This is a genomic window from Ohtaekwangia kribbensis (assembly GCF_042676245.1).
Lineage (GTDB): Bacteria > Bacteroidota > Bacteroidia > Cytophagales > Cyclobacteriaceae > Ohtaekwangia > Ohtaekwangia kribbensis.
On record NZ_JBHTKA010000007.1, the window covers coordinates 292,037 to 317,145 of the forward strand.

21 protein-coding genes are annotated in these 25,109 nt (G+C 45.5%); 13 read left to right on the forward strand and 8 right to left on the reverse strand.

From position 1 onward, the window contains the following. Positions 1–157: 157 nt before the first annotated feature. Together ACFQ21_RS16450 and ACFQ21_RS16455 are read left to right on the forward strand one after the other, a co-directional pair. Positions 158–538, forward strand: coding sequence for a DUF4296 domain-containing protein (locus tag ACFQ21_RS16450; RefSeq protein WP_377580372.1), 381 nt, complete (start codon positions 158–160; stop codon positions 536–538). Next, positions 535–2,898 (forward strand): endonuclease MutS2, encoded by a 2,364-nt coding sequence (locus ACFQ21_RS16455; RefSeq protein WP_377580373.1) that lies wholly within the window; start codon positions 535–537, stop codon positions 2,896–2,898. The genes ACFQ21_RS16450 and ACFQ21_RS16455 overlap by 4 nt, the downstream gene beginning before the upstream one ends. Before the next feature lie 250 nt (positions 2,899–3,148). On the opposite strand, the gene ACFQ21_RS16460 is transcribed toward ACFQ21_RS16455, so the two are convergent. The 6 genes from ACFQ21_RS16460 to ACFQ21_RS16485 all read right to left on the reverse strand — a co-directional run bounded on the left by ACFQ21_RS16460 (position 3,149) and on the right by ACFQ21_RS16485 (position 9,220). Further along, positions 3,149–3,652: a hypothetical protein gene (locus tag ACFQ21_RS16460; RefSeq protein WP_377580374.1), complete on the reverse strand. Its 504-nt coding sequence runs from the start codon at positions 3,650–3,652 to the stop codon at positions 3,149–3,151. Positions 3,653–3,767: 115 nt separating this feature from the next. Next, positions 3,768–4,433: an ABC transporter ATP-binding protein gene (locus ACFQ21_RS16465; RefSeq protein ID WP_377580375.1), complete on the reverse strand. Its 666-nt coding sequence runs from the start codon at positions 4,431–4,433 to the stop codon at positions 3,768–3,770. Positions 4,434–4,511: 78 nt separating this feature from the next. Next, positions 4,512–5,300 (reverse strand): acyl-ACP--UDP-N-acetylglucosamine O-acyltransferase, encoded by a 789-nt coding sequence (gene lpxA / locus ACFQ21_RS16470; protein WP_377580376.1) that lies wholly within the window; start codon positions 5,298–5,300, stop codon positions 4,512–4,514. After that, positions 5,297–6,694: a bifunctional UDP-3-O-[3-hydroxymyristoyl] N-acetylglucosamine deacetylase/3-hydroxyacyl-ACP dehydratase gene (locus ACFQ21_RS16475; protein ID WP_377580377.1), complete on the reverse strand. Its 1,398-nt coding sequence runs from the start codon at positions 6,692–6,694 to the stop codon at positions 5,297–5,299. The genes lpxA and ACFQ21_RS16475 overlap by 4 nt, the downstream gene beginning before the upstream one ends. Positions 6,695–6,818: 124 nt before the next feature. Continuing rightward, positions 6,819–7,865, reverse strand: coding sequence for a UDP-3-O-(3-hydroxymyristoyl)glucosamine N-acyltransferase (gene lpxD / locus ACFQ21_RS16480; RefSeq protein ID WP_377580378.1), 1,047 nt, complete (start codon positions 7,863–7,865; stop codon positions 6,819–6,821). Positions 7,866–7,993: 128 nt separating this feature from the next. Further along, on the reverse strand, positions 7,994–9,220 hold the full coding sequence (locus ACFQ21_RS16485; RefSeq protein ID WP_377580379.1) for an HD domain-containing protein: 1,227 nt from the start codon (positions 9,218–9,220) through the stop codon (positions 7,994–7,996). Between the two features lie 148 nt (positions 9,221–9,368). Here ACFQ21_RS16485 and porX point away from each other — a divergent pair, with 148 nt between their 5' ends. The 4 genes from porX to ACFQ21_RS16505 all read left to right on the forward strand — a co-directional run bounded on the left by porX (position 9,369) and on the right by ACFQ21_RS16505 (position 13,464). Beyond that, a complete protein-coding gene (gene porX, locus ACFQ21_RS16490) occupies positions 9,369–10,928 on the forward strand; it encodes a T9SS response regulator signal transducer PorX (RefSeq protein WP_377580380.1) in 1,560 nt (519 codons plus the stop codon). After that, positions 10,925–11,383, forward strand: coding sequence for a tRNA (adenosine(37)-N6)-threonylcarbamoyltransferase complex ATPase subunit type 1 TsaE (tsaE, locus tag ACFQ21_RS16495; protein WP_377580381.1), 459 nt, complete (start codon positions 10,925–10,927; stop codon positions 11,381–11,383). Before porX ends, tsaE begins: the two co-directional genes overlap by 4 nt. Next, a complete protein-coding gene (locus tag ACFQ21_RS16500; protein WP_377580382.1) occupies positions 11,355–12,578 on the forward strand; it encodes an alanine dehydrogenase in 1,224 nt (407 codons plus the stop codon). The genes tsaE and ACFQ21_RS16500 overlap by 29 nt, the downstream gene beginning before the upstream one ends. A gap of 139 nt (positions 12,579–12,717) precedes the next feature. Further along, positions 12,718–13,464, forward strand: a complete 747-nt coding sequence (locus tag ACFQ21_RS16505; protein WP_377580383.1) for a hypothetical protein — start codon at positions 12,718–12,720, stop codon at positions 13,462–13,464. Here ACFQ21_RS16505 and ACFQ21_RS16510 read toward each other — a convergent pair. After that, the gene (locus tag ACFQ21_RS16510) at positions 13,461–16,112 is read right to left on the reverse strand and encodes a valine--tRNA ligase (RefSeq protein ID WP_377580384.1); all 2,652 of its coding nucleotides are present in this window, start codon (positions 16,110–16,112) and stop codon (positions 13,461–13,463) included. The genes ACFQ21_RS16505 and ACFQ21_RS16510 overlap by 4 nt on opposite strands. 268 nt (positions 16,113–16,380) lie before the next feature. Continuing rightward, positions 16,381–17,745, reverse strand: coding sequence for a methyltransferase RsmF C-terminal domain-like protein (locus ACFQ21_RS16515; RefSeq protein ID WP_377580385.1), 1,365 nt, complete (start codon positions 17,743–17,745; stop codon positions 16,381–16,383). Positions 17,746–17,835: 90 nt separating this feature from the next. Between ACFQ21_RS16515 and fahA the strand changes: the two genes are divergently transcribed. The 7 genes from fahA (at position 17,836) to ACFQ21_RS16550 (ending at position 25,099) form a co-directional block, all read left to right on the forward strand. Beyond that, entirely contained in the window at positions 17,836–19,107 is a 1,272-nt protein-coding gene (gene fahA, locus ACFQ21_RS16520) for a fumarylacetoacetase (protein ID WP_377580386.1), read from the forward strand. 28 nt (positions 19,108–19,135) lie between these two features. Continuing rightward, the gene (locus tag ACFQ21_RS16525; protein WP_377580387.1) at positions 19,136–19,612 is read left to right on the forward strand and encodes a hypothetical protein; all 477 of its coding nucleotides are present in this window, start codon (positions 19,136–19,138) and stop codon (positions 19,610–19,612) included. Continuing rightward, entirely contained in the window at positions 19,612–20,487 is an 876-nt protein-coding gene (locus ACFQ21_RS16530; RefSeq protein ID WP_377580388.1) for a flavin reductase family protein, read from the forward strand. Before ACFQ21_RS16525 ends, ACFQ21_RS16530 begins: the two co-directional genes overlap by 1 nt. A 124-nt stretch (positions 20,488–20,611) precedes the next feature. Beyond that, positions 20,612–22,123 (forward strand): choice-of-anchor I family protein, encoded by a 1,512-nt coding sequence (locus ACFQ21_RS16535; RefSeq protein WP_377580389.1) that lies wholly within the window; start codon positions 20,612–20,614, stop codon positions 22,121–22,123. A 276-nt stretch (positions 22,124–22,399) separates the two neighbouring features. After that, on the forward strand, positions 22,400–23,134 hold the full coding sequence (locus ACFQ21_RS16540) for a (Fe-S)-binding protein (RefSeq protein WP_377580390.1): 735 nt from the start codon (positions 22,400–22,402) through the stop codon (positions 23,132–23,134). Beyond that, a complete protein-coding gene (locus tag ACFQ21_RS16545; protein ID WP_377580391.1) occupies positions 23,134–24,525 on the forward strand; it encodes a lactate utilization protein B in 1,392 nt (463 codons plus the stop codon). The genes ACFQ21_RS16540 and ACFQ21_RS16545 overlap by 1 nt, the downstream gene beginning before the upstream one ends. Further along, entirely contained in the window at positions 24,509–25,099 is a 591-nt protein-coding gene (locus tag ACFQ21_RS16550; protein ID WP_377580392.1) for a LutC/YkgG family protein, read from the forward strand. The genes ACFQ21_RS16545 and ACFQ21_RS16550 overlap by 17 nt, the downstream gene beginning before the upstream one ends. Positions 25,100–25,109 lie beyond the last annotated feature (10 nt).

The window sequence follows — 25,109 nt, forward strand, 5'->3', positions numbered from 1 at the left end:
ACCATTAACCAATAACGAATAACGGTACTCCGTGGCAAAGTTATTGTTACACGTTAAAGAGGTTCACGAATAAACGCGAACCCATTAGCGATAGCTCCAAAAATAGAACAATTATGATTATTTTGCCCCACCTAAAGCAGGGGATGGCCATTAAAAGATGTTGAGAGGTTTAAAATATTATACAGTTGCTTCCGTGCTGGTATTGATCCTGGCAGGTGTATTTTCTTCATGTTCAAAAAAAGAGAAACCACCGGAAGGCATCCTCGGCAAGGAGGAAATGGTTAAGACCATACAGGAAGTATTGCTGGCCGAAGAGAAAGTGAACCGGCTGCGGCTTTCCACCGATTCGTCAAAGAAAGTATTTACCGCTATACGTGGAAAAGTTTTCGAGAAGGCCGGTGTGCCCGATTCTGTTTTTAATAACTCCGTGAACTATTACATGGATCACCCCAAAGAACTGGAACAAATTTATACAGCGCTTGTTGACTCTTTAAATCTTAAAGAACAAAAAGCATCCGTCCGTCCGACACCAAAATGATTTACCCAAACGAGTTTGAAGATAAGTTAGGCTTTGTGCAGATACGTCAGAAGCTGAAAGGTTATTGCCTTTCGGATGCCGGAGCCGCCTGGGTTGACCGTATGCGTTTTAGCACCGAGGTCGACTTTATAAGAATTCTGTTGAAGCAGAGTCTTGAATTTTTGCAGATACTGGAGAAAGGCGAACCCTTTCCGTCACGGTATTTTTTTGATCCTGCCGAATGGATCCAGAAGATAACACTGGAAGGAAACTGGCTTGAAGCCGATGAGTTTCTGAATCTGGCGTATTCGCTGGAGACGATTATAGCGTGCAAGACTTTTCTGAACAAGGCGCGCGAAATATACCCGGAACTATATAAACTGGCTGAACCTGTAGCAGTAACCAGTGCGTTGGCTCAATCTGTTTTTGTAAAGATTGATGACAAGGCGCAGGTGCGCGACTCGGCAAGCCCTGACCTGGGCCGTATACGAAAGCGACTTCGCGAAGAACAAACACGCCTTCGTAAAATTGCTGACCAGATATTTCGCACGGCCGTGGAGGAGAAGTGGGTGCCCGAAGGAGCACTACCGACTATTCGCGAAGGGCGTGTCGTGATACCGATACAAGCTGAACACAAGCGCAAGCTGAAAGGATTTATACTCGATGAATCCGCTACCGGCCAAACTGTTTTTATGGAACCAACGGAGATGCTGGACGCCAACAACGAGATACGCGACCTTGAACACTCCGAGAAACGCGAAGTAGTTCGTATACTCAAAGAGCTTACGGACGAATTCAGACAACAGCTCCCGGTGCTTCGCACCGCATTTCAGTTTCTGGCACAGATCGATTTTATACGCGCCAAAGCGAAGTTCTCACAGGAGATCAATGCCGAACATCCGGTGATTGAAAAGCAACCGGAGATGGTATGGTATAATGCGAAGCACCCGTTGCTGTACCTGAGTTTGAAAGGCAAACGTGAAATTGTGCCGCTCAATATAGAGCTTGATCAGCAGGATCGCTTACTACTGGTTTCCGGACCGAATGCCGGAGGTAAATCGGTTTGTCTCAAAACGGTTGGACTACTGCAATACATGGTGCAGTGCGGCTTGCTGATACCGGTATCGGAGCGATCGCGTGTCGGTATATTTCAGAATATACTCTTGGATATTGGCGATCAGCAGTCCATCGAAAATGACTTGAGTACCTATAGCAGTCACCTGCGGAATATGAAGACCTTCATCGAGCACGCCAATAGTAAATCGCTGGTGCTGATGGATGAATTGGGGTCAGGTACCGATCCGAACTTTGGTGGTGCTATAGCCCAGGCTATATTGGAAGAACTGCTGCGCAAGCACGTGTGGGGTTTAGCCACCACGCACTACTATAATTTGAAATTATTTGCCGGTCAACGACAAGGTATACGCAACGCAGCGATGCGCTTTGACGATATGAACCTGGTGCCACTATATATACTCGACATTGGTAAACCCGGAAGTTCATTTGCGCTGGAGATTGCCCGTAAAATAGGACTGCCTCAACAAACTTTGCAGGAAGCTGAAAAGCTGGTAGGTAAAGATCTTGCCGGGTTCGAGAAGCTGGTGCGTTCACTCGAAAAAGAAAAACAACTGCTGAGTGAGAAAACCAAAAAGCTTGAGCGACAGGAGGGAGAGATGAAGCAGGCACTCGCCAAGTATCAGACACTCTCTACCGATATTGAGACACGTAAGAAGGAGATCATTAACAAGGCAAAAGAAGAAGCTTCGAACCTGTTGAAAGATACCAACCGTGAAATTGAAAAAACAATTCGTCATATACGGGCGAACCAGGCGCACAAACTGGAGACACAGAAGGTGCGCAAGAATCTTCAGAACCTCACACAGCGTGTAGAGCCTGTAGTGAAAGAAGAGAAGCGTTCACCGGATGAATTGAAAGAAGGCGATCGCGTGCGCATCATCGGGCAGGACAGCAGCGGTGTTATACTAAGTATACAAGGTAAAAATGCTACGGTGCAGTTTGGTGAGTTGAAGTCGGTGGCGAAGGTTGATAAGCTTGAGAAGATCACCGGTGCCATCGAAAAGGAAATGGCTTCACGTCTGCGCACATCAGGTATAAATGTATACGAGAAGCGCTCCAACTTCAGCGACACACTGGATGTACGCGGCAAACGTGTTGACGAAGTAATTCCCTTGCTCGATCAGTTTATGGACACGGCTATACTTTTAGGACAAGGTGAGTTAAAGATCCTTCACGGTAAAGGAGAAGGCGTGCTGCGCAAAGTAGTTCGCGACCATCTGAAACGCTATAAAGAAGTAGCCTCGATGAATGATGAACATGTGGAGCGAGGCGGAGACGGCATTACAATTGTCGTTTTGAAATAGCTGCGGGTTGCCAGCTTCAAGCCACGAGGGAAAGTGGCTGGCTACAGGTTTGTTTGGTGGTTGGGTACGTTCCCGTAGCTAATTGATTTGAAATACATATAGTTTATGAAAGATGCAGGCACTGAGTATATATATAGTTGTCTTCAGTGGTCATCTGTGCAGTATTGATCTGTATAAATCTGCCAGTTCTGCGGGCAAAAAAAAAGCCCTCCATGCGGAGAGCCTTTCTTATTATACTATATATAATCGCTTACTTTGTAAATACAAATTCCCAGGCTCCTTCAACAGATTCTGTTCTGCCTACAACATATCCTGCACCCGCGTATGTAAACTGCACGGTAAGAGTTTTAGCATCCGCTGATAAAGCATACGTGATCGTAACATCGTCAGAACCATCAAGCTGTTTGTCGAGGCGAACGATGCTGCTGGTAACTGGTGAACCGAATTTCCAGGATCCGCCAGAAGGCCAAGGGCTGGCCGTTACTTGTTTGCTGGATGTAACAGCATAGCTATACGTTCCACCGGCACTATAATTACCAGAGAAGGTAAGTTTCAGGGCAGAGCCATCGAAACGATCATCGCCTGATCCGGCAAACTGTACAGATGATTCCGTCAGTGTCCAGGTACCCTTCAATTTATCCAACTGGGTTTCTTCTTCCGTCTTTTCATTACCATCATCGCCTCCGCAGTTTGCTAACAGGATAGCTGCGCTAACGAGCACTGCGAGTGATAAAAGTCTTGCTAAATGTTTCATGTTAAAATTGTTATAGTTACGAATATGAGCGTAAAATTCTTAAAATCAAAAACTCGTTTCCGGGAGTTTCATTCGTTATAAGTCTTAATCGTTTCTGCTCTTCGCTAGTAACCACTCACTTATACATCATGATATCGATTTTCTGAGCAGTGGAGGGATATTCCTGCGGTTGGTTGCTGGCTACGATTACTGTACAATGTTTGGGCAGCGCGTTCAATTCTTTCAAGTACCAGTCAAACGCCTGGTGGTCGAGGTTGGTGCCGGGTTCATCCAGAAACACGAGATCAGCCTCTGTAAAAAACGCCAGTGCCAGTTTAACACGCTGACGCATCCCCGAAGAAAAATTGGATATATACTTGTGCCGGGCCGGTGTAAGATACATGCGTTCGATCATCTCTGCGATGGAGAGATGATTCCTGCTTCGCTTCAATTTAAAATGAAACTCAAGTTGCTCTTCGAGTGTGAACTCTTCAATCAGGTCCATATAGGGCGTTGCAATTGCTATATGGTTGAATATAGTTTCGGGGTGAATCTCCGTTCCACCATGCGTATAGCGAAGTGTTCCTTTACTCGGAGGCATCTGTCCCCACAGCACTTGTAGCAACGTAGATTTACCAGAGCCGTTGGCGCCTGTTATAGCATATATATTTCCCGGATCGAACGAATAGTTTAGTCCGCGAAAGATCCATTCGCGGTTGAAACGTTTTCCCAGATTTTCAACATGAATCGTGAGCGACTGCGTGGCGATTGAAGATGTGTTCGTTGCCGGAGATTGTGTCATCGCTCGTATAGGCTTGTCTCAAAGAAAAACAGCGTTACAGACTTGTGTGTATAAACATCAGCCTGTAACGCCTGTCGTTTAGTCATTGCCACCGTATCCCTTCATTATACCGCGCTCAGAGTTGCGTATAAAGTCAAGGATATAATCACGCTCGGTGCTTGGAGCGATTTCTTTTTCAACCAGGTCTATCGCTTTGGAATTGTTCAGTCCCTTCAGAAAAATGAAGCGGTATATTTCCTGGATCTCGTTGATCTTTTCAGAAGTAAAACCACGTCTGCGTAAACCAACGGTGTTGATACCCGCATACGAAAGAGGCTCGCGCGCTGCCTTGGTATAGGGCGGTACATCTTTACGAACCAATGAGCCTCCACCGATATAGGCGTGCGCTCCGATCTTCGAGAACTGCTGCACAGCGCAGGCACCACCAAAGATGGCGAAGTCATCAATCACTACGTGACCCGCCAACTGCACCGTGTTGCCGAGTATACAATGATTCCCTACAATGCAGTCGTGCCCCAGGTGGGCATACGCCATGATGAGACAATCGGTACCTACTACGGTTTTATACTTGTCTACCGTTCCACGGTTAATGGTTACGCATTCGCGGATGGTGCTGCGATCACCAATCTCGGTAGTTGTTTTTTCGCCTTTGAATTTCAGGTCCTGCGGTATACCGGAGATAACAGCTCCCGGAAATATCTTGCAGTCTTTTCCAATGCGTGCACCGTCCATGATCACAGCGTTCGGACCAATCCAGGTTCCGTCACCGATCTCAACATCTTCGTGAACTGTGGCAAAAGGCTCGATGATAACATTGTTACCAATTTTGGCCTTGGGATGTACGTTGGCTAATGGATATAGGCTCATGAATCTTTACGGACTATGCTGGCAGTCATTGTTCCCTCACATACAAGCGTGTTCCCTACGAAGCCACGTCCGTACATCTTGGCAATACCTCGTTTAATAGGCGCTACCAGATCGCATTGAATAACGATCGTATCGCCCGGTAATACCATTTTTCTGAATTTGAAATTTTCTATACCCAGGAAGTATGTCCAGTAATTTTCCGGATCAGGAACGGTATTCAATACCAGTATACCACCGATCTGTGCCATAGCTTCGATCTCCAGTACGCCTGGGAAAACCGGGTTGCCCGGGAAGTGTCCCTGGAAGAATGGTTCGTTTATCGTCACATTCTTCACACCGGCCACGGTTTCATTGTCCAGATAAATGATCTTGTCGATGAGCAAAAACGGGTAGCGGTGTTTCAGGATAGTAGATATCTTGTTGATATCCATTACAGGAGGCAGGTTCGGATTATACCGTGGTCTGCCTTTTTTGTCGGCTTCCTGCATCGCCTTCTTCAGCTTCTTCGCGAATGCTACGTTGGCTGCGTGACCAGGTCTTGCTGCAAGCACCTGCGCTTTCAACGGACGACCTGCCAGTGTCAAATCACCAACAATGTCCAGCAACTTGTGTCGTGCCGGTTCATTCTTGTAGCGAAGCTCAATGTTATTCAATATGCCTTCCTGCTTAACCGCAACTTTTGGTTTGCCGAGCATCTTGGCAATGTTATCCAGTTCATCATCCTGCACGATACGATCAACAATAACAATCGCATTGTTCAGATCGCCACCGCGAATCAGGTTGTTCTTGTACAGCATTTCAAGTTCATGCAGGAAGCAGAACGTTCTGCATGAAGCTATTTCTTTTTCAAACTGACGGATGTCGGTGATGGAAGCATGCTGACTGCCCAGTACAGGCGAATTGTAATCGATCATTACCGTTACGCGGTAATCATCCAGTGGAAGCGCAGCAATCTCTACATTGCGTGCTGCTTCACGATAGAAGAGAGGCTCCTGTACTTCGAAGAAATCGCGCAGTGCGTTTTGTTCTTCGGTACCTGCCCCTTTCAATACTTCTACAAACTGAATGGAGCTTCCATCCATGATCGGACACTCGGGGCCGTCAAGTTGTATCAGTACGTTATCTATTTCGAGGCCGGTAAGGGCTGCGAGTGTATGTTCTATCGTGCTTACTTTAGCACCGCTTTGTTCGATGGTTGTACCGCGCGACACATCGGTAACATTATCACAGTCGGCATCGATGATCGGTGAACCCGGCAGATCGATGCGCTGAAATTTCACGCCGTGGTTTGGCTTCGCTGGCAGAAACGTCATGTTTGTTTGAACGCCTGTGTGCAAGCCAACCCCTGAAAGGGTCACGGACTTTTGAATTGTTTGCTGTTTAATATTAAGCATGGTCTGGAAAAGTGGGCAAAGTTAATTCCATTATCCAGATATTCCAATTTTGGAATATAATAGCCGTTCTTCACCGGATTTCGGCGAAAAGAAGCAAACGTATCAAGATGGAAGTGGTTGATTTCTACTGTTCTACCTTCGACATGACCTTTTTCTCGAGTTCACGAAGACGCTCGTTAAGGTCTGGTAATTTCTTGAAGACAGCGTATGATTTGAAATACTCCTTAACATCGAAGGCCGGGGAACCTATCATTTTCATACCTTCATCTTTGATTGATTTAGATATACCAGCCTGAGCACCGAAGCTTGTGTTGTTAGCGATGATAAGATGTCCTGCGAGACCAACCTGTCCTGCAAGAACACAATTGTCTCCAATCTTGGTAGAGCCTGATACACCGGTCTGTGCAGCGATCACCGTATTCTTACCGATCTCTACGTTGTGCGCGATCTGAATCAGGTTATCGAGTTTAACACCCTGGTGGATGATGGTGGAGTCACCAAACAACGTGGCACAATCAATAACGGTATTGGCACCAATGGTAATGTTGTCTTCGAGAATAACATTACCAAGTTGAGGTATCGTTTTATAGGTGCCATCTTCCTGCGGAGCAAAACCAAATCCATCGCTTCCCAGCACAGCTCCCGAGTGAAGTACACAATTGTTACCGATGCGGGTACCCGAATAGATCTTTACACCGGCATGTATAATTGAATTGCTTCCAATCACTACATCATCGCCTATATACACATGTGGATGTATCTTTACATTATCACCGATCTTTACTTTACTGCCGATATAGGAGAAAGCACCGCGATAAATATTATTACCGGTTACGGAGTTTTCGCCAATATAGCTCGGTTGTTCAATGCCTGTTTTCTGGAAGTTGATCATTTTATGATACTCCTCCAGTAAAGAAGTAAAGCCGATATATGGATCATCTACCAATATAAGATTCGTAGAGATCTCTTTACGGGGCACGAAATCTTTCTTTACAATAACAACAGACGCCTGCGTAGTATAGATATACTGTTCGTATTTAGGATTCGATAAAAATGCCAGTTGTCCTTTTCTGGCATCCTGAATCTTCGCGAGCATATTTATCTTCTCATTGCCATCTCCCTGCACCTGGCCACCCAGCATGGCAGCTATCTGATTTATAGTAAATTCCATGTGTCTCGTTTAGTCGTGGTGGTTTATTGGTTAATCGTCAGTAGTCTCCGTTTTTGCCGGGTCAGAATGTTATGCGTAAACTTTCTGTGCAAACAAGTAACGGTTCAGCCGGTAACAAATAACGAATCTCACAAAGATACATTTTTGGGCCAGCACAGATAGTTTTTTTTCACGATTTTGCTAATGGCTTTGATGTTCGGAAGATCCGATGCATGCGCGATGTCCAGCAGCTCGCCACTCTTCATCAGTATATTGATCTGTTGTCCTTCGGTATAGGCCTCGTTGGTAACGGTGCCGTAGGAGTATAAATAGGATGTCTCAGCCCGCAGTGTTTTATACTCGCTGGCAATACCCTCGCGTATTTTTTCGATGGCACTTTTGTCGATCGGCTCCTGGCTCAGACGAATCTGAAAGAGATTACGCGTGAGTAACATTTCAGATAACAGCGAGAGTATTTCATCCGGGTGGTTACGCCAGCATTTCATCGCTCCCCATATATCATTGTCATCGAGTTGTCCGAATAACCGAAGAAGCTTGTCGCCTTCCTGGAAGTCGGCCAGCGTATAGTCATGTTGCAGGAAAGAAGATAGCGCTTCGCTCGCATATAGGTTCTCACCGGCATGCATCAGCGTCTGTGCTCTGCGAATGGTATTTACCAGCATACGTTCGGCACTTACCGATACCTTGTGCAGATATACCTGCCAGTACATAAACCTGCGCGCATTCAGAAAATTCTCGATGTTAAGTATACCTTTCTCTTCTACCACCAGTTCATCGTTATGTATACGCAGCATCGCGATGATGCGCTCTACACCAATGTTACCTTCATGCACACCGGTAAAGAAGCAATCCCGCTTCAGGTAATCAAGACGATCTATATCCAGCTGACTCGAAACCAGTTGATGAAAGAACTTACGGCTATAGCTGTTCCTGAAAATTTTCAGCGTAAGATCAAGTGCACCGTTAAAGGCTTCGTTGAGATTTTCCATGAAGAGGTACGAGAGACTCTCATGCTTTACACCCGGCAGTAATGAATACTCCAGCGCATGCGAGAAAGGGCCGTGCCCTATATCATGTAGTAATACCGCAAGTTGGGCGGCCTCAAATTCTTCGGCAGATATATCGGCACCTTTACTGCGCAGGGTGTCCAATACTTTGCCCATCAGGTGCATAGCCCCTAAAGCATGCTGAAAGCGCGAGTGATGTGCCGCCGGATAAACAAACTCTGTCAAGCCGAGCTGTTTGATATGGCGCAATCGTTGAAAATAGGGGTGAGAGATTATATCGAAAACAAGTTCGCTGGGTATAGTAATAAATCCGTATACCGGATCGTTAATTATCTTCTTCTTATTCATGAGCGTGCACTCCGCGGTTGTCAGTATTTACCCGTTGGTATAAAAAATTAGTTATTACCCGCTAGTTTATAAAAAACATACAACGAATAACGATTAACGGATAACCTGTAACGGTATAATCCGTAACTTCCGAAAAAATATTCAGATCATGCAAAGATATAGCATTTTGTGGGCGGACGATGAGATTGATTTACTGAAACCACACATCCTTTTCCTGGAGCAACGCGGATACGATATAACACCGGTAAACAATGCTTCGGATGCCGTGGAGATGAGCGATGAAAAACACTTTGACGTTGTTTTCCTGGACGAGCACATGCCGGGCATGTCGGGACTGGAAGCACTGAGTATCATAAAGACCAACAAGCCGAATCTTCCCGTGGTAATGATCACGAAGAATGAGGAGGAACATATCATGGAAGAAGCGATCGGTTCCAAGATTGCCGATTACCTGATCAAGCCGCTTAATCCGAGCCAGATATTACTCTCTGTAAAAAAGATACTGGATAACAAACGCCTCGTGATTGAGAAGACAAACCTGAACTATCAGCAGGAGTTTCGCAAGATCAGCATGGCCTTTATGGATGAAATGAACCACGAGCAGTGGGCTGATATCTATAAGAAACTTGTTCATTGGGAACTTCAGATGGATCAACCCGATAACCAGGAGATGGGCGATGTACTCGATATGCAGAAGACCGAAGCGAACGCTAACTTTTCCAAGTTCATTACGCGTAATTATGAGTCGTGGCTTAACAACCCGAACGCAGATAAACCTTTACTCTCGCATCAGCTCATGAAGCGTAAGGTATTTCCCGAGCTTGGCGGTAAACCTATATTCTTTGTATTGATAGATAACCTGCGTGTTGATCAGTGGAAAGTGATTGAGCCGATCATTGCCGAATATTTTACGATTGATAAAGAGGAAACATATTACTCCATTCTTCCTACAACAACCGCGTATGCGCGCAATGCTATATTTTCAGGACAACTTCCTTCGGAGATGGCTAAGACGCATCCGGACCTGTGGGTAGGCGAAGATGAAGAGGAGGGCAAGAATAATTTTGAAGATGAATTCCTCGCCAAGCAATTGAGACGAAACAATCTCAACATCAAAATGTCTTATCACAAGATCAAGAACATGGAAGAAGGCCGAAGCCTGGCCGACACCGTGAACAATCTTTTCAAGAACGATCTGAATGTTATAGTATATAACTTCGTGGATATGCTCTCGCACGCGCGCACCGATATGGCGATGATACGCGAGCTGGCTCCCGATGAATCTGCGTATCGCTCTATAACACGTTCGTGGTTTTTACACTCGCCTTTGTTCGATATACTCAAGAAGATATCGGAGAAAGATGTGAAGGTTGTGATCACCACGGACCACGGCACCATCCGCGTGAAGCGTGCCTTTAAAATTATAGGCGACCGGAATGTGAACACCAACCTGCGTTACAAGCAAGGCAAGAATCTCGGCTTTGATGGCGATAAGGTGATGCACGTTACCAAACCTGAAAAATTATTTTTGCCGAAGCCGAATGTTTCAACATCCTACGTTTTTGCCACAGAAGACCAGTTTTTTGCATACCCGAATAACTTTAACTACTACGTTAACTTCTATAATGATACCTTTCAGCACGGGGGTATAAGTCTGGAAGAGATGATCATTCCTATAATTTTCTTAACTTCGAAAAATGTGTCATGATCAAAGAAGGATTGGTTTACCGGCAGGTAGACCTTGAAGCGTTGGATGCAGTAGCAGAGGAGATCGTGAAGACATTATCCGGAACTCCGGTGTGGTTATTCCACGGTGAGATGGGAGCGGGGAAAACAACGTTCATCAAAGCCATTTGCAACCAGTTGAAAGTAACGGATGTGATGAGCAGCCCTACCTTTTCGATCGTGAATGAATACGAGACCGAAGGCGGAGAAAAAGTTTATCACTTCGATTTTTATAGAATAAAAAATGAGGCGGAGGCATGGGATATCGGAACGGAAGAATATTTTTACTCCGGATATCTCTGTTTGGTGGAGTGGCCGGAAAAAATACCTTCTCTGATTCCGGCAGCGCATGCTGCTATTGCCTTAACGATCGAAAATAATACACAACGAACTATAGCCATTTCTGTTCATGACGGAAAAGAAGAAAACCGGATTTGAGGCGCTAGCCAAAACCAGTCTGGCGACACAGGAGCAAATGCTGGAGGTACGAAAACGCAGACATGCATTTTTTCTTGGATTACCGAAAGAGATCTCGTTACAAGAGAACCGTATCAGTCTTACACCCGATGCCGTTGCATTACTGGTAAACAACGGTCACGATGTTTGGGTTGAAACTAAAGCCGGACTCGGATCTAAATTCACCGATAAAGATTACAGCGATGCCGGTGCCAAAATAGTATACTCGCCACAGGAAGTATACCAGGCCGATGTTATACTCAAGATCGAACCACCCACGATGGAGGAGATCGAACTCATGCACTCGGGGCAGACACTCATATCTGCTTTACAGCTGGGACACCTCAAGGTAGAGTGCCTGCAGGCATTACTCAAAAAGAAAGTAACAGCACTTGCTTACGAATTCATAGAAGATAAAGTAGGCGGTATGCCGATCATCCGCGCAATGAGTGAGATTGCCGGCAGCACAGTGATGCTGATTGCTTCTGAATATTTAAGCACTGCCAACAATGGTAAAGGAATTATACTCGGTGGTATAACCGGAGTGCCGCCCACCAAAGTGGTAATTATAGGTGCCGGTACAGTAGCCGAGTACGGTGCACGCGCAGCGCTGGGGCTCGGTGCTGAAGTACAGATATTCGACAACCATATATATAAGCTTCGCAGAATTAAACACCTGCTCGGCATGCAGGTATATACTTCAACGATTGATACCATTACACTAAGCCATACATTGAAATCGGCCGATGTAGTAATTGGAGCGTTGCGTGCAGAGAAGGGAAGAGCCCGCCATGTAATCACAGAAGAAATGGTAAGTCAGATGAAACCGGATTCACTCATCATCGACCTCAGCATCGATCAGGGCGGCTGCGTAGAGACATCCGAGATCACCAACCTGAGCAAACCGGTATTCCGCAAATACGATGTTATCCATTACTGTGTACCCAACGTAGCATCGCGTGTAGCGCACACCGCTACAACAGCGCTCAGCAATATATTTACCCCAACCATACTGCGTGCAGCAGAAGAAGGAGGCGTAGAAGCCATGATCTTCTCACACAAGTGGTTCATGAAAGGCGTATATACCTACAAAGGCGGACTCACCAACGAACACGTAGCCCGCAAATTCAACCTGAAATACAAGAATATAGAGCTTTTGTTAGCAGCAAGGTTTTAACGTGTTTATGTTGCTACGTGTGTACGTGTTTACGTTCTGTATTTAACGTACCCACGTGCACACGTAAACACCTAAACACGTAAGCTGGGGGATTGCATTCCCATGCCAGGCAATGTAAATTCGTTGGAGGCTAAATTCTATGCAGGTTTGCTATAGCTATAGCGTGCTGGTGTTGTGTTTGATCGCAATATCAACGTCTGCCCAGACGGTGGTGCCGCCTAATATTCGGGCCAGTAATACCATTGAGAAACTTACGGATTTTCGCGGACTGGAAACAGGGGAGATGCTGTTCGGTATACCGTTGCCCGAAGGTAAAGTCATTGGCGATACGTATCTCGATACAAAATGGAAGACAGGTTCCATCATGCTTTATGATAAAGAGAAACTCATTGAACGGTATCCCATCCGGTATGATATATATACCAACGAGGTCGATATAAAAGCCGGACAACAGGTAAAGGTGATTGCCGGTAACAAGATCAAAAGTTTTTCGTGGATTGATTCAAGTTACACCGAACCGGTATATTTTATAAATGCCCGCGACTTTAAAAACGAAGAAGGGACACAATTCAGTGGGTTTTTTCAAGTGCTGGTAGATGGTCCGTTGCCGCTGTTGAGTAAAACAGATATCGTGGTGCGCAAGGCTGACTATAATGTGCAAATGAACGTTGGCAGCAAAGACGATAAGATCCTCAAGAAGGAAAAATACTATTACCTGAAAGATGGTAAAGCATTGGAAGTGCCGGGTGGTAAAAAGAAAATGCTCGCCTTGTTTGGCGAGCATGCTATAACAATTGAAACGTATATTAAAGACAATCGAAGTTCATCGCGGGAGGACGAACTTCTGTTGGCGTTCGATCAGTACAGGAAACTTGTCAGGAACTAAAGTCTTGACAAGCTCTCTTCCAGTGACTTTATCTTCGCTTCAGCGTCTGCTTTTTTCTTGCGTTCGTTTTCAATTACTTGTGGAGGCGCACTGTTGACAAATTTTTCATTTGATAGTTTCTTGTCAACCATCACGAGGAAGCCCTTTTGATACTCGAGGTCTTTTAATATACCTTCTCTTTCTTTTGCGGCATCGACATTTTTCTTCTCGACATGCCATGTCATGTCTCCAAAGAATCCAGTCTCACCGCTCACACCGGTGCTTATCTTGGAGAATGATAATTTTTCAATAAAGAACTTTAATCTCTCTATAGCTGCATCGCCGAGTTTTCCACTGTCGATAGATACCGACAACGTGTCTGAATATTTTAATCCTTGTTCCTGCCTTTTCTGTCTAATGAATGTAATGCCTTGTTTGACACTTTCAAACACAGATAATTTTATTTTAGGAGGCATTTTGGAGAGAAGATCATCCTTAGTCTCCGTAGTAGCTACCTTCGGCCAAGGTGCTACAATTATGCAATCATCCGATTTACGCTCTTTCAATTCATGCCACAATTCCTCAGTGATAAATGGCATAAATGGATGGAGTGATTTTAATAGTATTTCAAAAAAATCGATCGTCTTATTATACGTACTTATGTCGATAGGCTTACCATATTCAGGTTTTATCATCTCTAAATACCAGGAGCAAAAGTCATCCCATACTAGCTTATATATAGTATGCAATGCATCTGAAATTCTGAACTTGTTCAGATGATCATTAAATTCTACCAGAGATTCGTGAAGCCGCAATTCAAACCATTCAATGGCAGCGTCATTCTCAGTTGAGACTATCGTTTCGGAAGCCGTCCATCCTTTTACTAATCGGAAAGCGTTCCATATCTTATTGGCAAAATTTCTTCCCTGCTCAACAAGCTTCTCGTCATACAGTAAATCATTACCGGCGGGAGAGCTGAACAACATACCGGTGCGAACAGCATCAGCACCGAAGTTAGCAATCAGGTCCAGCGGATCAGGCGAGTTACCCAGTGACTTCGACATCTTGCGTCCTTGCTTATCGCGAACTATACCGGTGAGATATACATTCTTGAATGGCTTCTCGCCACGGTATTCATACCCGGCAATGATCATGCGCGCTACCCAGAAGAAAAGAATCTCCGGAGCCGTAACCAGGTCGTTGGTAGGGTAGAAGTAATTCAGGTCTTCGTTGCCTTTATTACCATCTTTAAATATAGTGGTATCAAACACAGCAGTCGGCCACAACCAGCTGGAGAACCAGGTGTCCATTACATCGGTCTCCTGTGTAACCTTTATATTTTTAGCATTCGGATTTTTACGCTTGAACAATTCAATCGCTTCCTGTTCCGTCTTGGCTACAACATAATCACCAGCTTCATCAAACCAGGCCGGTATACGATGTCCCCACCACAGCTGACGAGATATACACCAGTCGCGTACGTTGCTCATCCAGTGGTTATACGTATTCTTGAACTTCGGTGGAATGAGTTGGATATCATCGTTCATTACGTGCTCCAGTGCCGGCTTTGTGATGGTATCCATCTTCAAAAACCATTGTAACGACAAGCGCGGTTCTATCACAGCATCGGTACGCTCCGAGAAACCAACGTTGCTGCTATAGTCTTCCGTCTTGGCGAGATATTCTTTTGCTTCCAGTTCTTTTGCAATCTTCTTACGCGCAATGAAGCGATCATCACCAACAAAGATCTGTGCTTTGTCGTTGAGCGTTCCATCCTCATTGAGTATATCGATTACTTCGAGGTTATGCTTCTGTCCGAGCTGATAGTCGTTCATGTCGTGAGCCGGAGTAACTTTCAGACAGCCCGTACCGAAGTCCATCGTTACATACTCATCTTCAATGATCGGTATAGCACGATTGATCAATGGAATGATAGCACGTTTACCTTTCAGGTGTTTATAGCGTTCATCGTTCGGGTTTACGCATATAGCAGCATCTGCCATAATCGTTTCCGGACGAACCGTAGCGATGGTAACAAACTCGCTTTCATTTCCTTCAATAGCATACTTGATATAGTATAGCTTCGACTGTACATCGCGGTGTATAACTTCATCATCACTCAGGGCAGTCTTGCCCAGCGGATCCCAGTTCACCATGCGGAGTCCGCGGTATATATAGCCTTTCTTGTGGAGATCGATAAATACATCGAGAACCGCGTCATAATAGTCAGGGTCCATGGTAAATTTAGTACGGTCCCAATCGCAGGAAGCACCGAGTTTCTTCAGTTGCTCCAGAATTATACCGCCATACTTTTCTTTCCATTCCCACGCATACTTCAAAAAGTCTTCGCGCGAAAGATCAGACTTTTTGATACCGCGCTCACGCAGCATCGCTACCACCTTTGCTTCCGTTGCAATAGAGGCGTGATCCGTACCCGGCACCCAGCAGGCTTCTTTACCTTCCATGCGTGCCTTGCGCACCAGCACATCCTGAATAGTGTTGTTGAGCATGTGTCCCATGTGAAGCACACCCGTTACGTTGGGAGGCGGGATCACAATAGTATACGGCTCTTTTGCAGGATTAGGCCTGGCATGAAAAAATCCCTTTTCCATCCAGTACTGGTACCATTTTCCTTCTACTTCAGACGGATTGTATTTGGTTGATAGCATATCTTTTGTCTTTGGCCGTTAATCGTTATCTGTTATCCGTTAATCGTTACTCAAAATCCGGAGAGCCTGGTACTTTGTGTAACTCTGTGTCTTCTTTGCGATCTTTGTGTAATGGATTTCTGCATTCACCACGGTACCCGTTATCAGTTTGATTCTCAACACTGTAACGATTAACCGCTAACGAATAACGATTCACAATTCTCGGGTCGCAAAAATAAGGAAAATGAGCAAATGGGGAGGCGAACTTTGGAATTTTACTGGCGGCAGATTACGACATCCTTATCCGCCACTCCGCAGGATATAAATTATTAATCCGGTTAGGCAGTACGTTGCCCCAGCCTATAGGTATATTTTGATAGAGCATGAGTGTGAAGCCCATTTGATCAGGCGTTATGCTCAACGTTTCTTTACGCAGGTAGCGAAGGGCATCATCAACATTTAAATCAAGAACAGAAAAATGTTCACGGTTTAGCCTAACTGAAAGCGCCATGGCATGTTCCGGGATAAGTTTATCATGCTTAACGGTAGCAGCAAATGTACCGGCCGATACAAGTCGCAGGTTTTTGGCGAGAATATCAATCGCCTGGCTTAACGTTGATGGGAAAAACTGAACAAGATCTTCGCGTTGTATAAAGGCTATATTTCCGGCATCAACAACCCAGCGCTGCAACTGCTCCAGTATCTTCTTCGAAGGACTCTGAAAATTACTTCGCGCATTCTTTACACGAAGCGTTTCTTCACTTTCTTTCTTGCGAATCACACTGATAAAAAATCCTTCGCCCTTTACTTTGTGCGGATAAAAATGATATCCCTTAATTCCATCCTGTTCAACTTCAACTGCGCCCCATACATTATCAATCTTTAACTTCAAAAACTCAACATCACGTTCCTGCTTTAGCCATTGAAGATTTTCTTCATTCTCTTCCGGGTTATAAGTACATGTAGAGTATATCAGGATTCCGTTTTCCTTTAGCGAACTCCATACATCACTTACAATTCTTCGTTGTCGCTTGCTGCAAAGTATAACATTGTCTTCCGACCACTCGTGCATGGCATCGGCATCTTTACGAAAGAGCCCTTCGCCTGAGCACGGTGCATCAATTACCATAACATCGAAGAACCCGGGCAGTCGTTTAAAGTCTTCGGGATCATTATTCGTAACCACCACGTTGTTGCTTCCCCACTTCTGTATATTCTCCGAAAGGATGGAGGCCCGTGAACGAATTACTTCATTGGACACCAGCAGACTTTCAGCATGAATAAGACTCGCCAGGTGTGTTGACTTTCCGCCGGGTGCTGCGCACAGATCGAGTACATATAGCGGCTGACTGACATCAACACATTGTTTGATAGCCTGTTCCAAAAACATGGAGCTGGCTTCCTGCACATAATAAGCACCACCGTGAAAGGCCGGATCCAGTGTAAACACAGGTCGCTCCGGTAAATATCTTCCATGCGTAGTCCAGGGTACAAAGGTTGTACCCTCAACATGAAAATGCTTTTCAGGATTAAGACGAATGCTTACGGGAGGTTGCTCCTGTAAACTTTTAATGAAATCAGGAAAGGCATCTTTCAACTGATCTTGCATTTTTTGTACGAACGGTGCGGGCAGATTTTCCACTTGAATCGGCATGGTGCGAAAGTAATCACAAAGTGTTTCTTTCTGAAGTAACTTTTCTTCAGGAAGCTTTTACTTTGCCGGCAAGCTTGTTAGGTTTACCCTATGATAAAGGCGAATGATCCTACATTGAAAAGCTGGGTGAACGTTCCGAAAGGTTCTGACTTTCCGATTCAGAATCTCCCGTTCGGAATTTTCAAAGCCCATAACCATTCGCCTGCAGCAGGCGTTGCCATTGGCGATCACGTTCTTGACCTGGTATATCTGCAACAACATGGCTACCTGAACGAACTTGATTTACCTGGCGGTATCTTTGACCAGAAATATCTCAACGACTTCTTTGCTTTAGGAAAGCAGAAGATACGTGCCGTGCGCGAACGTATATCAGAATTACTTCGCGATGATAATGATACTTTGAAAGGCCACAAGACCGATCGAGAAGCAGCATTGAAATCGTTGCGGGATGTGCAGATGCAGTTGCCCGTGCGCATCGGAAATTATACCGACTTTTATAGCAGCGAAGAACATGCAACCAACGTAGGGTCTATGTTTCGCGATCCTAAAAATGCATTGCTGCCCAACTGGAAACATTTACCGGTGGCGTATCACGGTCGGGCTTCATCGATTGTTGTTTCGGGTACAGCTATACATCGTCCGAAAGGACAGATAAAATTACCCGACAGCGAACAACCGGTATATTGTCCTTCGCGCAAACTCGACTTCGAACTGGAAGTTGCCTTTATTACCTGCCGTGAAACACAACTCGGTCAATCTATACATACACACCAGGCTGAAGACTATATAGCAGGCTTTGTGCTTTTCAACGATTGGTCTGCACGCGATATACAGCAATGGGAATATGTACCCCTCGGTCCGTTTCTCGGAAAGAACTTTGGCTCCACTATATCTCCGTGGATAGTAACGCTCGATGCCCTAGAACCTTTTCGTGTACAAGGTCCGGAACAATACCCGCACGTGCTTCCATATCTTTCGTATGAAGGCGACAAAAACTTTGATATCGTATTGGAAGTGTTGATGAAGTCAGAACATGCTGATGAGACAACGGTGTGCCGCTCCAACTTCAAGTATATGTATTGGAACGTCAACCAGCAGCTGGCGCATCATACGGTGAACGGTTGTAATATACAGGTTGGTGATCTATATGCATCCGGAACGATCAGCGGTCCTTCGCCCGGTTCGTATGGTTCGTTACTGGAGCTTACGTGGAATGGCCAGCGAACACTTCACATGGCCGATGGAACCGAACGCACCTTTATACAGGATGGTGACACCGTTATCATGCGGGGCCATGCTGAAAAGAATGGCGTGCGCATTGGCTTCGGAGATTGCTCCGGGAAAATTATAGCAGCGTACTGATACATTTTATCCTGAACCGAAATATAGCATGAAGTCGCGCATCAACTTTTATTTGTTTATAGCAGCAATGGTGGTGTTAGACAGCGTGTTACTGCGCAGTCCAAATCTATTGGGCAAGATCGGGCTCATCATCTATAAATATCATTACCTTCGAACTTTTCCAAAAGCATTGCTAACGGTATCATTAGTGGTTTCAGGAGCAGTGATATTGGCAGAAGGTGTACGGTTTATGGTGAAGCAGGAGATACTGAAACGAATTACAGGCAAAGTGATTTTAGTATTCTTTATGCTTGCTGTTGCCGGTATATTGGCCAAGACTGCGATTGATTTTACTGCGTGGAGTTACAGCCATACCGGGTTACGTTTCAGAATTGGTGCGCATTTATTACCGGTAATTCTGATGCTCGTGTTTGCCTATGCATTCATCACTTTGCCAAAAACAACTTTACTTTTTCCGCCTTCACCTTCCAATGAGGAGGAGGCCAACAAAACGATTATTTCCTGATGCTGACGGTTAACCCCAAAGAAATACCCTCTTCACAACTCCATGGCTACCTGCTGGGATCGGTAACTCCGCGACCGATCGCTTTTGCCAGTACAATTGATAAAGACGGAAATGTAAACCTGAGTCCTTTCAGTTTCTTCAATTGCTTTGGATATAACCCTCCTTTGTTGATTTTTTCTCCGGCCCGCAGAGGTCGCGACAACACAACCAAACATACCTACGAGAATGTGCTCGAAGTACAGGAAGTTGTGATCAACATGGTAAGCTATAGCATGGTGCAGCAGATGTCGCTGGCCAGTACCGAGTATCCGAAAGGTATAAATGAATTTCAGAAAGCAGGCTTTACAGAGGTCGCTTCTACACTTATTAAACCACCGCGTGTAGCAGAAGCTCCCGTGTCGATGGAATGTAGCGTACTACAGATTGTACCGACTGGTACAGAAGGGGGCGCGGGCAACCTGGTGATCTGCGAAGTTATACTCATGCACATCAAAGAAGAAGTACTGGATGCTCAGGGCAAGATCGATCCGTTCAAACTGGATGCTGTAGCACGTTTGGGAGGCGATTGGTATTGCCGTGTGCAAGGCGATGCTATATTTAAAGTACCCAAGCCTCTGGATCGTCTCGGTATAGGTGTAGACAGTATACCCGCACCGATACGCTATAGTAAAGTACTTACGGGCAATGATCTCGGGTTACTTGGAAATATAGAGCGTCTGCCTGACATCACGAATGTGCAGGACTTCTTTTCGAAGTACCCGATCGAGCAGGCATTGCAGGCGGGAGAAGATGCAGTGCATACCATGGCACGTATATTCCTGAGTGAAGGTAAAACAGAAGAAGCCTGGAAGGTCCTGCTGCTCTCGCTGCGATAGTATCTTTACCATTTGACTCTGATATAAGCCGGGTATATATTCATAATATATACTTAAACTTCGCTTAACCTTTGCCACGCCCATACTTCCTTTTATTTGCGGTTTATTTAAACCCAAATCCCTTATGTTTAAAAAATGGAAGTATGCCGCTGCATTGCTGGTCGTGGTAATGGCCGTGTCGTGTGATGACAACGATGAGACAACGATCAACGAAGATCCGGGAACATTCAAAGAACTGGATGACATTGAGCTAACCGAAGGAGAAGCTGCAGCAGAGATCTCAGCCTACGATCCTGCCACCAAGCAATTATTTGTTGTAAACAATGCCAGCGGATCGGTTGTAGATGTGATTGATGTCTCTACGCCAACGGCACTGATATATGTAAAGAGTATAGATGTAGCACAATATGGCGGAGGTGTAAACAGTGTAGCCGTAAAGAACGGATTGCTGGCCGCAGCCATTGAAGCTGATACCAAAACAGATAACGGTAAAATAGTTGTATTCGATACAAAGACATTAACGGAGAAGGCTGTTGTAAATGTAGGTGCATTGCCGGATATGGTAACGTTCAGTCCGGATGGTAAATATATACTTTCAGCCAACGAAGGTGAACCCAGCGATGACTATACGGCTGATCCGGTGGGCTCGGTATCCATCATAACCGTAAGTACATTTGCGGCCACTACGCTTGACTTCGCTGGCTTTGCCGGACAGGCAGATGCACTCCAGGCGAAAGGACTTCGTGTATTCGGTAAGAATGCATCTTTCGCACAAGACATGGAGCCTGAATATGTAGCCATATCAGCTGATTCGAAACTGGCATGGGCTACGTTACAGGAGAACAACGCGATCGCCTATATCAACCTGGAATCAAAAACAGTTACGGGTATATTTCCGCTGGGTTTTAAAAATCACAGCATGGCTGAAAATGTGTTGGATGCAAGTGATAAAGACAACAGCGTTACCTTCACCAGCTATCCTATATTTGGTATGTATCTTCCGGATGCTATAGCATCATTCAATCAGAATGGAACGAACTATGTGATTACCGTAAACGAAGGTGATGTGCGTGAATATAGTGCACTGAAGGAAAACGTACGCATCAAAGATGTTATACTCGATGCAACTGCATTCCCGGATGGTGCTGCGTTGAAAGCGGATGCTAAACTCGGAAGACTATACGTCACAAATACCATGGGTGATACCGATGGTGATGGCGACTACGACAAACTCTATAATTTTGGCGGTCGTTCTTTTACAATCTGGAATGGCAGCACAGGCGAGCTTGTTCACGACAGTGGCAGCAAACTTGAAAAAGATGTGATCGAAAAAAATGCAGCGCTATACGATGACGCCCGCAGTGATGACAAAGGTGTTGAACCGGAAGGTGTAACCATCGGTAAGATGGGTAATCGTACCCTTGCATTCGTTGGTCTTGAGCGTGCTGATGCTGTGGTGATCTACGATATTACAAACATGTCGTCACCAACACTTGTGCAGGTGTTGCAGACAGGCGATGCTCCGGAAGGGGTTCTCTTTATACCGGCTAACGAAAGCCCCAACGGAAAAAGTTTGCTCGTGGTAAGCTCCGAAGGTGATGGAAAAGTAAAAGTATTCCAGCCGGATACACTTTAGCGATTATTCAGATTCAGTATAAAGAGCGCATGTCTTCGGGCTTGCGCTCTTTGTTTTAGCGTTGTGCTGCAGGATACCGCAAGACAGTTGGGAGCGATTCGTTGGTGTTCTTCGATGTGTTGTAAAGAATGTTTTTTTATTTAGCGTTTGCAGAATTATTTTAGCGCGCCAATCAATCCCCGGATACTTACTAAAGATTCCTCTCAGGTATATTATGCCTGCACACGCACACACTTGCTGCGGCTAAAACGCCTGCAGATATTTAATGATTTACCAATGAAAGTAGCCTTATTCGTTCCGTGTTATGTCGATCAGTTTTATCCCCAGGTTGCGATTGCTACCCTGGAGTTACTGGAGAAGTTGGGAGTAGATGTAGCATACCCGGAATCACAAACCTGTTGTGGCCAGCCCATGGCAAACTCCGGCTTCGAGCACCTTACACACGGATGCAATGATAATTTTGTGAAGAATTTCTCCGGATATGATTATATAGTTTGCCCTTCGGGAAGTTGTACACTGCACGTAAAAGATCACTTGCACGCTACCGATGAAAAAGCTGCAGCCAGTATACGCAGTAAAGTATATGAGCTGGTGGAATTTTTAACCGATATACTCAAGGTGGAAGAACTCACCTCCAGTTTTCAATATAAAGTAGGATTACACCAAAGTTGTCATGGACAGCGCGGATTGAAGATCTCGCAGATGAGTGAGCTCGTTTCTGCACCTTTTTCAAAAACCGAAAAATTGCTGCACATGGTGAAGGGGCTTGAGTTGATCAAGCTCTCGCGTACAGACGAATGCTGCGGGTTTGGCGGTACATTCTGTGTCGCAGAAGAAGCTGTTTCGGTAAAGATGGGTATTGATCGGGTGGCTGATCATGTGGCACACGGTGCAACCTACATAACCGGTAATGATATGTCATGCCTCATGCACCTCGAAGGTATATTAAGGCGGCAGCAGAGTCCGGTGAAAGTGATCCATATAGCAGAGATTCTAAACGCAGCACAGTAATGGAGCAGAAGATATACGATCACGCAGTACTGGCCGATAAGTTTAATAAAGATGCATCGCGTGTAGACTGGCATGATAAAACGCTGTGGTTTATCCGCGAGAAGCGCGACAAGGCTGCCTGGCAGATTGCAGAATGGGAAGAGCTTCGCGAGGCAGCATCACAGGTAAAAAACAATGTGCTAGACAACCTGCACGATTACTTGCTGGAGTTTGAAAAGCAGGCGCAGCAAAATGGAGTAACCGTTCATTGGGCTGCGAACGCAGAAGAGCACAATCGCATCGTGCATGCTATTATCAAGGAGCATGGCGTTTCGGATATCGTGAAGAGTAAGTCCATGCTTACCGAAGAGTGTCACCTCAACGAATACCTGCAACAACAAGGTATAACCGTTGTCGATACTGACTTAGGAGAGCGCATTGTCCAATTGGCTGGCGAACCTCCGAGCCACATTGTATTACCTTGTATACATTGGAAGAAAGAAGAGATCGGAGAGTTGTTCCATCAGCATTTGGGCACACCGAAAGGGAATGCTGACCCGCAGTTTCTCACCGCTGCGGCACGCGAACATTTACGCCAGCGCTTCATGACGAGTCGCGTAGCGATTACAGGGGTAAATTTCGCAGTAGCAGAAACCGGTGAAGTAGTAGTATGTACCAACGAAGGTAATGCAGATCTAGGCGTACAACTTGCCGAAGTACATATAGCCTGCATGGGCATCGAGAAAATTATACCGCAGCGTAAGCACCTGGGTATATTTCTCCGTCTGCTGGCACGTAGTGCCACAGGACAACCGGTTACTACGTATTCAAGTCACTTCCGGAAACCTCGTCCGGGGCAGGCAATGCATATCGTACTAGTTGACAACGGGAGAAGTGAACGTCTGCAGCAGGAGAGTTTTCGAAACGCACTGAAATGTATACGGTGTGGCGCTTGTATGAATACCTGCCCGGTATACCGGAGAAGCGGAGGCCACAGCTATCAATATGCCATAGCAGGACCGATCGGATCGATACTCGCTCCCGGCCTTGACATGAAGCAACATGCAGATTTACCGTTTGCTTCTACATTATGCGGATCGTGCAGCAACGTTTGCCCCGTAAAAATAAATATACACGAGCAGCTATACGAGTGGCGCCAGGTATTAGTGAAGAGTGGACACGTGAGTCCGGTAAAGAAAGCCGGCATATCCGGAATGGCGGCTGTACTGGAGCGCCCCGGTATATATAAATTTTCAGGTGCCGTTGGCCGATGGTTTATGAAATATATACCAGTATTGGTAAACAATAAATTGAACCCGTGGTATAAACAACGCGAGATGCCCGCAGTACCCAGACAATCCTTTAATGAGTGGTATCGTCAAAACCGGAAACAGAATGGAAAGCAGAGCTAAGATATTACAGGCACTCAGTAAAAAGTTTACCGATAGTCCCGCACCACTGCCGGAAGTGAAAGTATTTCCGCCCGCGGCTGGCGAACCCGTTGATAAATTTGAATTTATACTTCGTGGTATAGGAGGAAGAACCGTACGTGTAAACAGCTATAGCGAGATCAACGATTTTATAGCGAAAGAGTATACCTCCAACGCGCGCATCATATCCCTGGTAAAAGAAGTTTCCGGTTCTGCGATCACACCCGACATCGATCCGCATACATTTGAAAATGTTGACCTCGTAATTCTTCAGCCACATTTTGGCGTAGCCGAGAACGGAGCTGCATGGATCACGTCTGACCGTATGGGTGACCGCGCATTACCCTTCATATCACAACACATTGCTCTCGTCATTACAACGGACAGCATACTGCACAACATGCACGAAGCCTACGACCGCATCGGCAATACTAATCAGCCCTTCGGTACCTTTATAGCCGGCCCTTCGAAGACCGCTGATATTGAGCAGTCACTCGTACTCGGAGCGCATGGGCCGAAGAGTATGACGGTATTCTTGCTATCAGTGAATCGTTAATTGTGAATCG

Excerpts from the sequence above, each read along its gene's own strand:
- ACFQ21_RS16450 (WP_377580372.1), top strand. The coding sequence starts at position 158 with ATGTTGAGAGGTTTAAAATATTATACAGTTGCTTCCGTGCTGGTATTG.
- ACFQ21_RS16455 (WP_377580373.1), top strand. The coding sequence starts at position 535 with ATGATTTACCCAAACGAGTTTGAAGATAAGTTAGGCTTTGTGCAGATA.
- ACFQ21_RS16460 (WP_377580374.1), bottom strand. The coding sequence starts at position 3,652 with ATGAAACATTTAGCAAGACTTTTATCACTCGCAGTGCTCGTTAGCGCA.
- ACFQ21_RS16465 (WP_377580375.1), bottom strand. The coding sequence starts at position 4,433 with ATGACACAATCTCCGGCAACGAACACATCTTCAATCGCCACGCAGTCG.
- lpxA (WP_377580376.1), bottom strand. The coding sequence starts at position 5,300 with ATGAGCCTATATCCATTAGCCAACGTACATCCCAAGGCCAAAATTGGT.
- ACFQ21_RS16475 (WP_377580377.1), bottom strand. The coding sequence starts at position 6,694 with ATGCTTAATATTAAACAGCAAACAATTCAAAAGTCCGTGACCCTTTCA.
- lpxD (WP_377580378.1), bottom strand. The coding sequence starts at position 7,865 with ATGGAATTTACTATAAATCAGATAGCTGCCATGCTGGGTGGCCAGGTG.
- ACFQ21_RS16485 (WP_377580379.1), bottom strand. The coding sequence starts at position 9,220 with ATGAATAAGAAGAAGATAATTAACGATCCGGTATACGGATTTATTACT.
- porX (WP_377580380.1), top strand. The coding sequence starts at position 9,369 with ATGCAAAGATATAGCATTTTGTGGGCGGACGATGAGATTGATTTACTG.
- tsaE (WP_377580381.1), top strand. The coding sequence starts at position 10,925 with ATGATCAAAGAAGGATTGGTTTACCGGCAGGTAGACCTTGAAGCGTTG.
- ACFQ21_RS16500 (WP_377580382.1), top strand. The coding sequence starts at position 11,355 with ATGACGGAAAAGAAGAAAACCGGATTTGAGGCGCTAGCCAAAACCAGT.
- ACFQ21_RS16505 (WP_377580383.1), top strand. The coding sequence starts at position 12,718 with ATGCAGGTTTGCTATAGCTATAGCGTGCTGGTGTTGTGTTTGATCGCA.
- ACFQ21_RS16510 (WP_377580384.1), bottom strand. The coding sequence starts at position 16,112 with ATGCTATCAACCAAATACAATCCGTCTGAAGTAGAAGGAAAATGGTAC.
- ACFQ21_RS16515 (WP_377580385.1), bottom strand. The coding sequence starts at position 17,745 with ATGCCGATTCAAGTGGAAAATCTGCCCGCACCGTTCGTACAAAAAATG.
- fahA (WP_377580386.1), top strand. The coding sequence starts at position 17,836 with ATGATAAAGGCGAATGATCCTACATTGAAAAGCTGGGTGAACGTTCCG.
- ACFQ21_RS16525 (WP_377580387.1), top strand. The coding sequence starts at position 19,136 with ATGAAGTCGCGCATCAACTTTTATTTGTTTATAGCAGCAATGGTGGTG.
- ACFQ21_RS16530 (WP_377580388.1), top strand. The coding sequence starts at position 19,612 with ATGCTGACGGTTAACCCCAAAGAAATACCCTCTTCACAACTCCATGGC.
- ACFQ21_RS16535 (WP_377580389.1), top strand. The coding sequence starts at position 20,612 with ATGTTTAAAAAATGGAAGTATGCCGCTGCATTGCTGGTCGTGGTAATG.
- ACFQ21_RS16540 (WP_377580390.1), top strand. The coding sequence starts at position 22,400 with ATGAAAGTAGCCTTATTCGTTCCGTGTTATGTCGATCAGTTTTATCCC.
- ACFQ21_RS16545 (WP_377580391.1), top strand. The coding sequence starts at position 23,134 with ATGGAGCAGAAGATATACGATCACGCAGTACTGGCCGATAAGTTTAAT.
- ACFQ21_RS16550 (WP_377580392.1), top strand. The coding sequence starts at position 24,509 with ATGGAAAGCAGAGCTAAGATATTACAGGCACTCAGTAAAAAGTTTACC.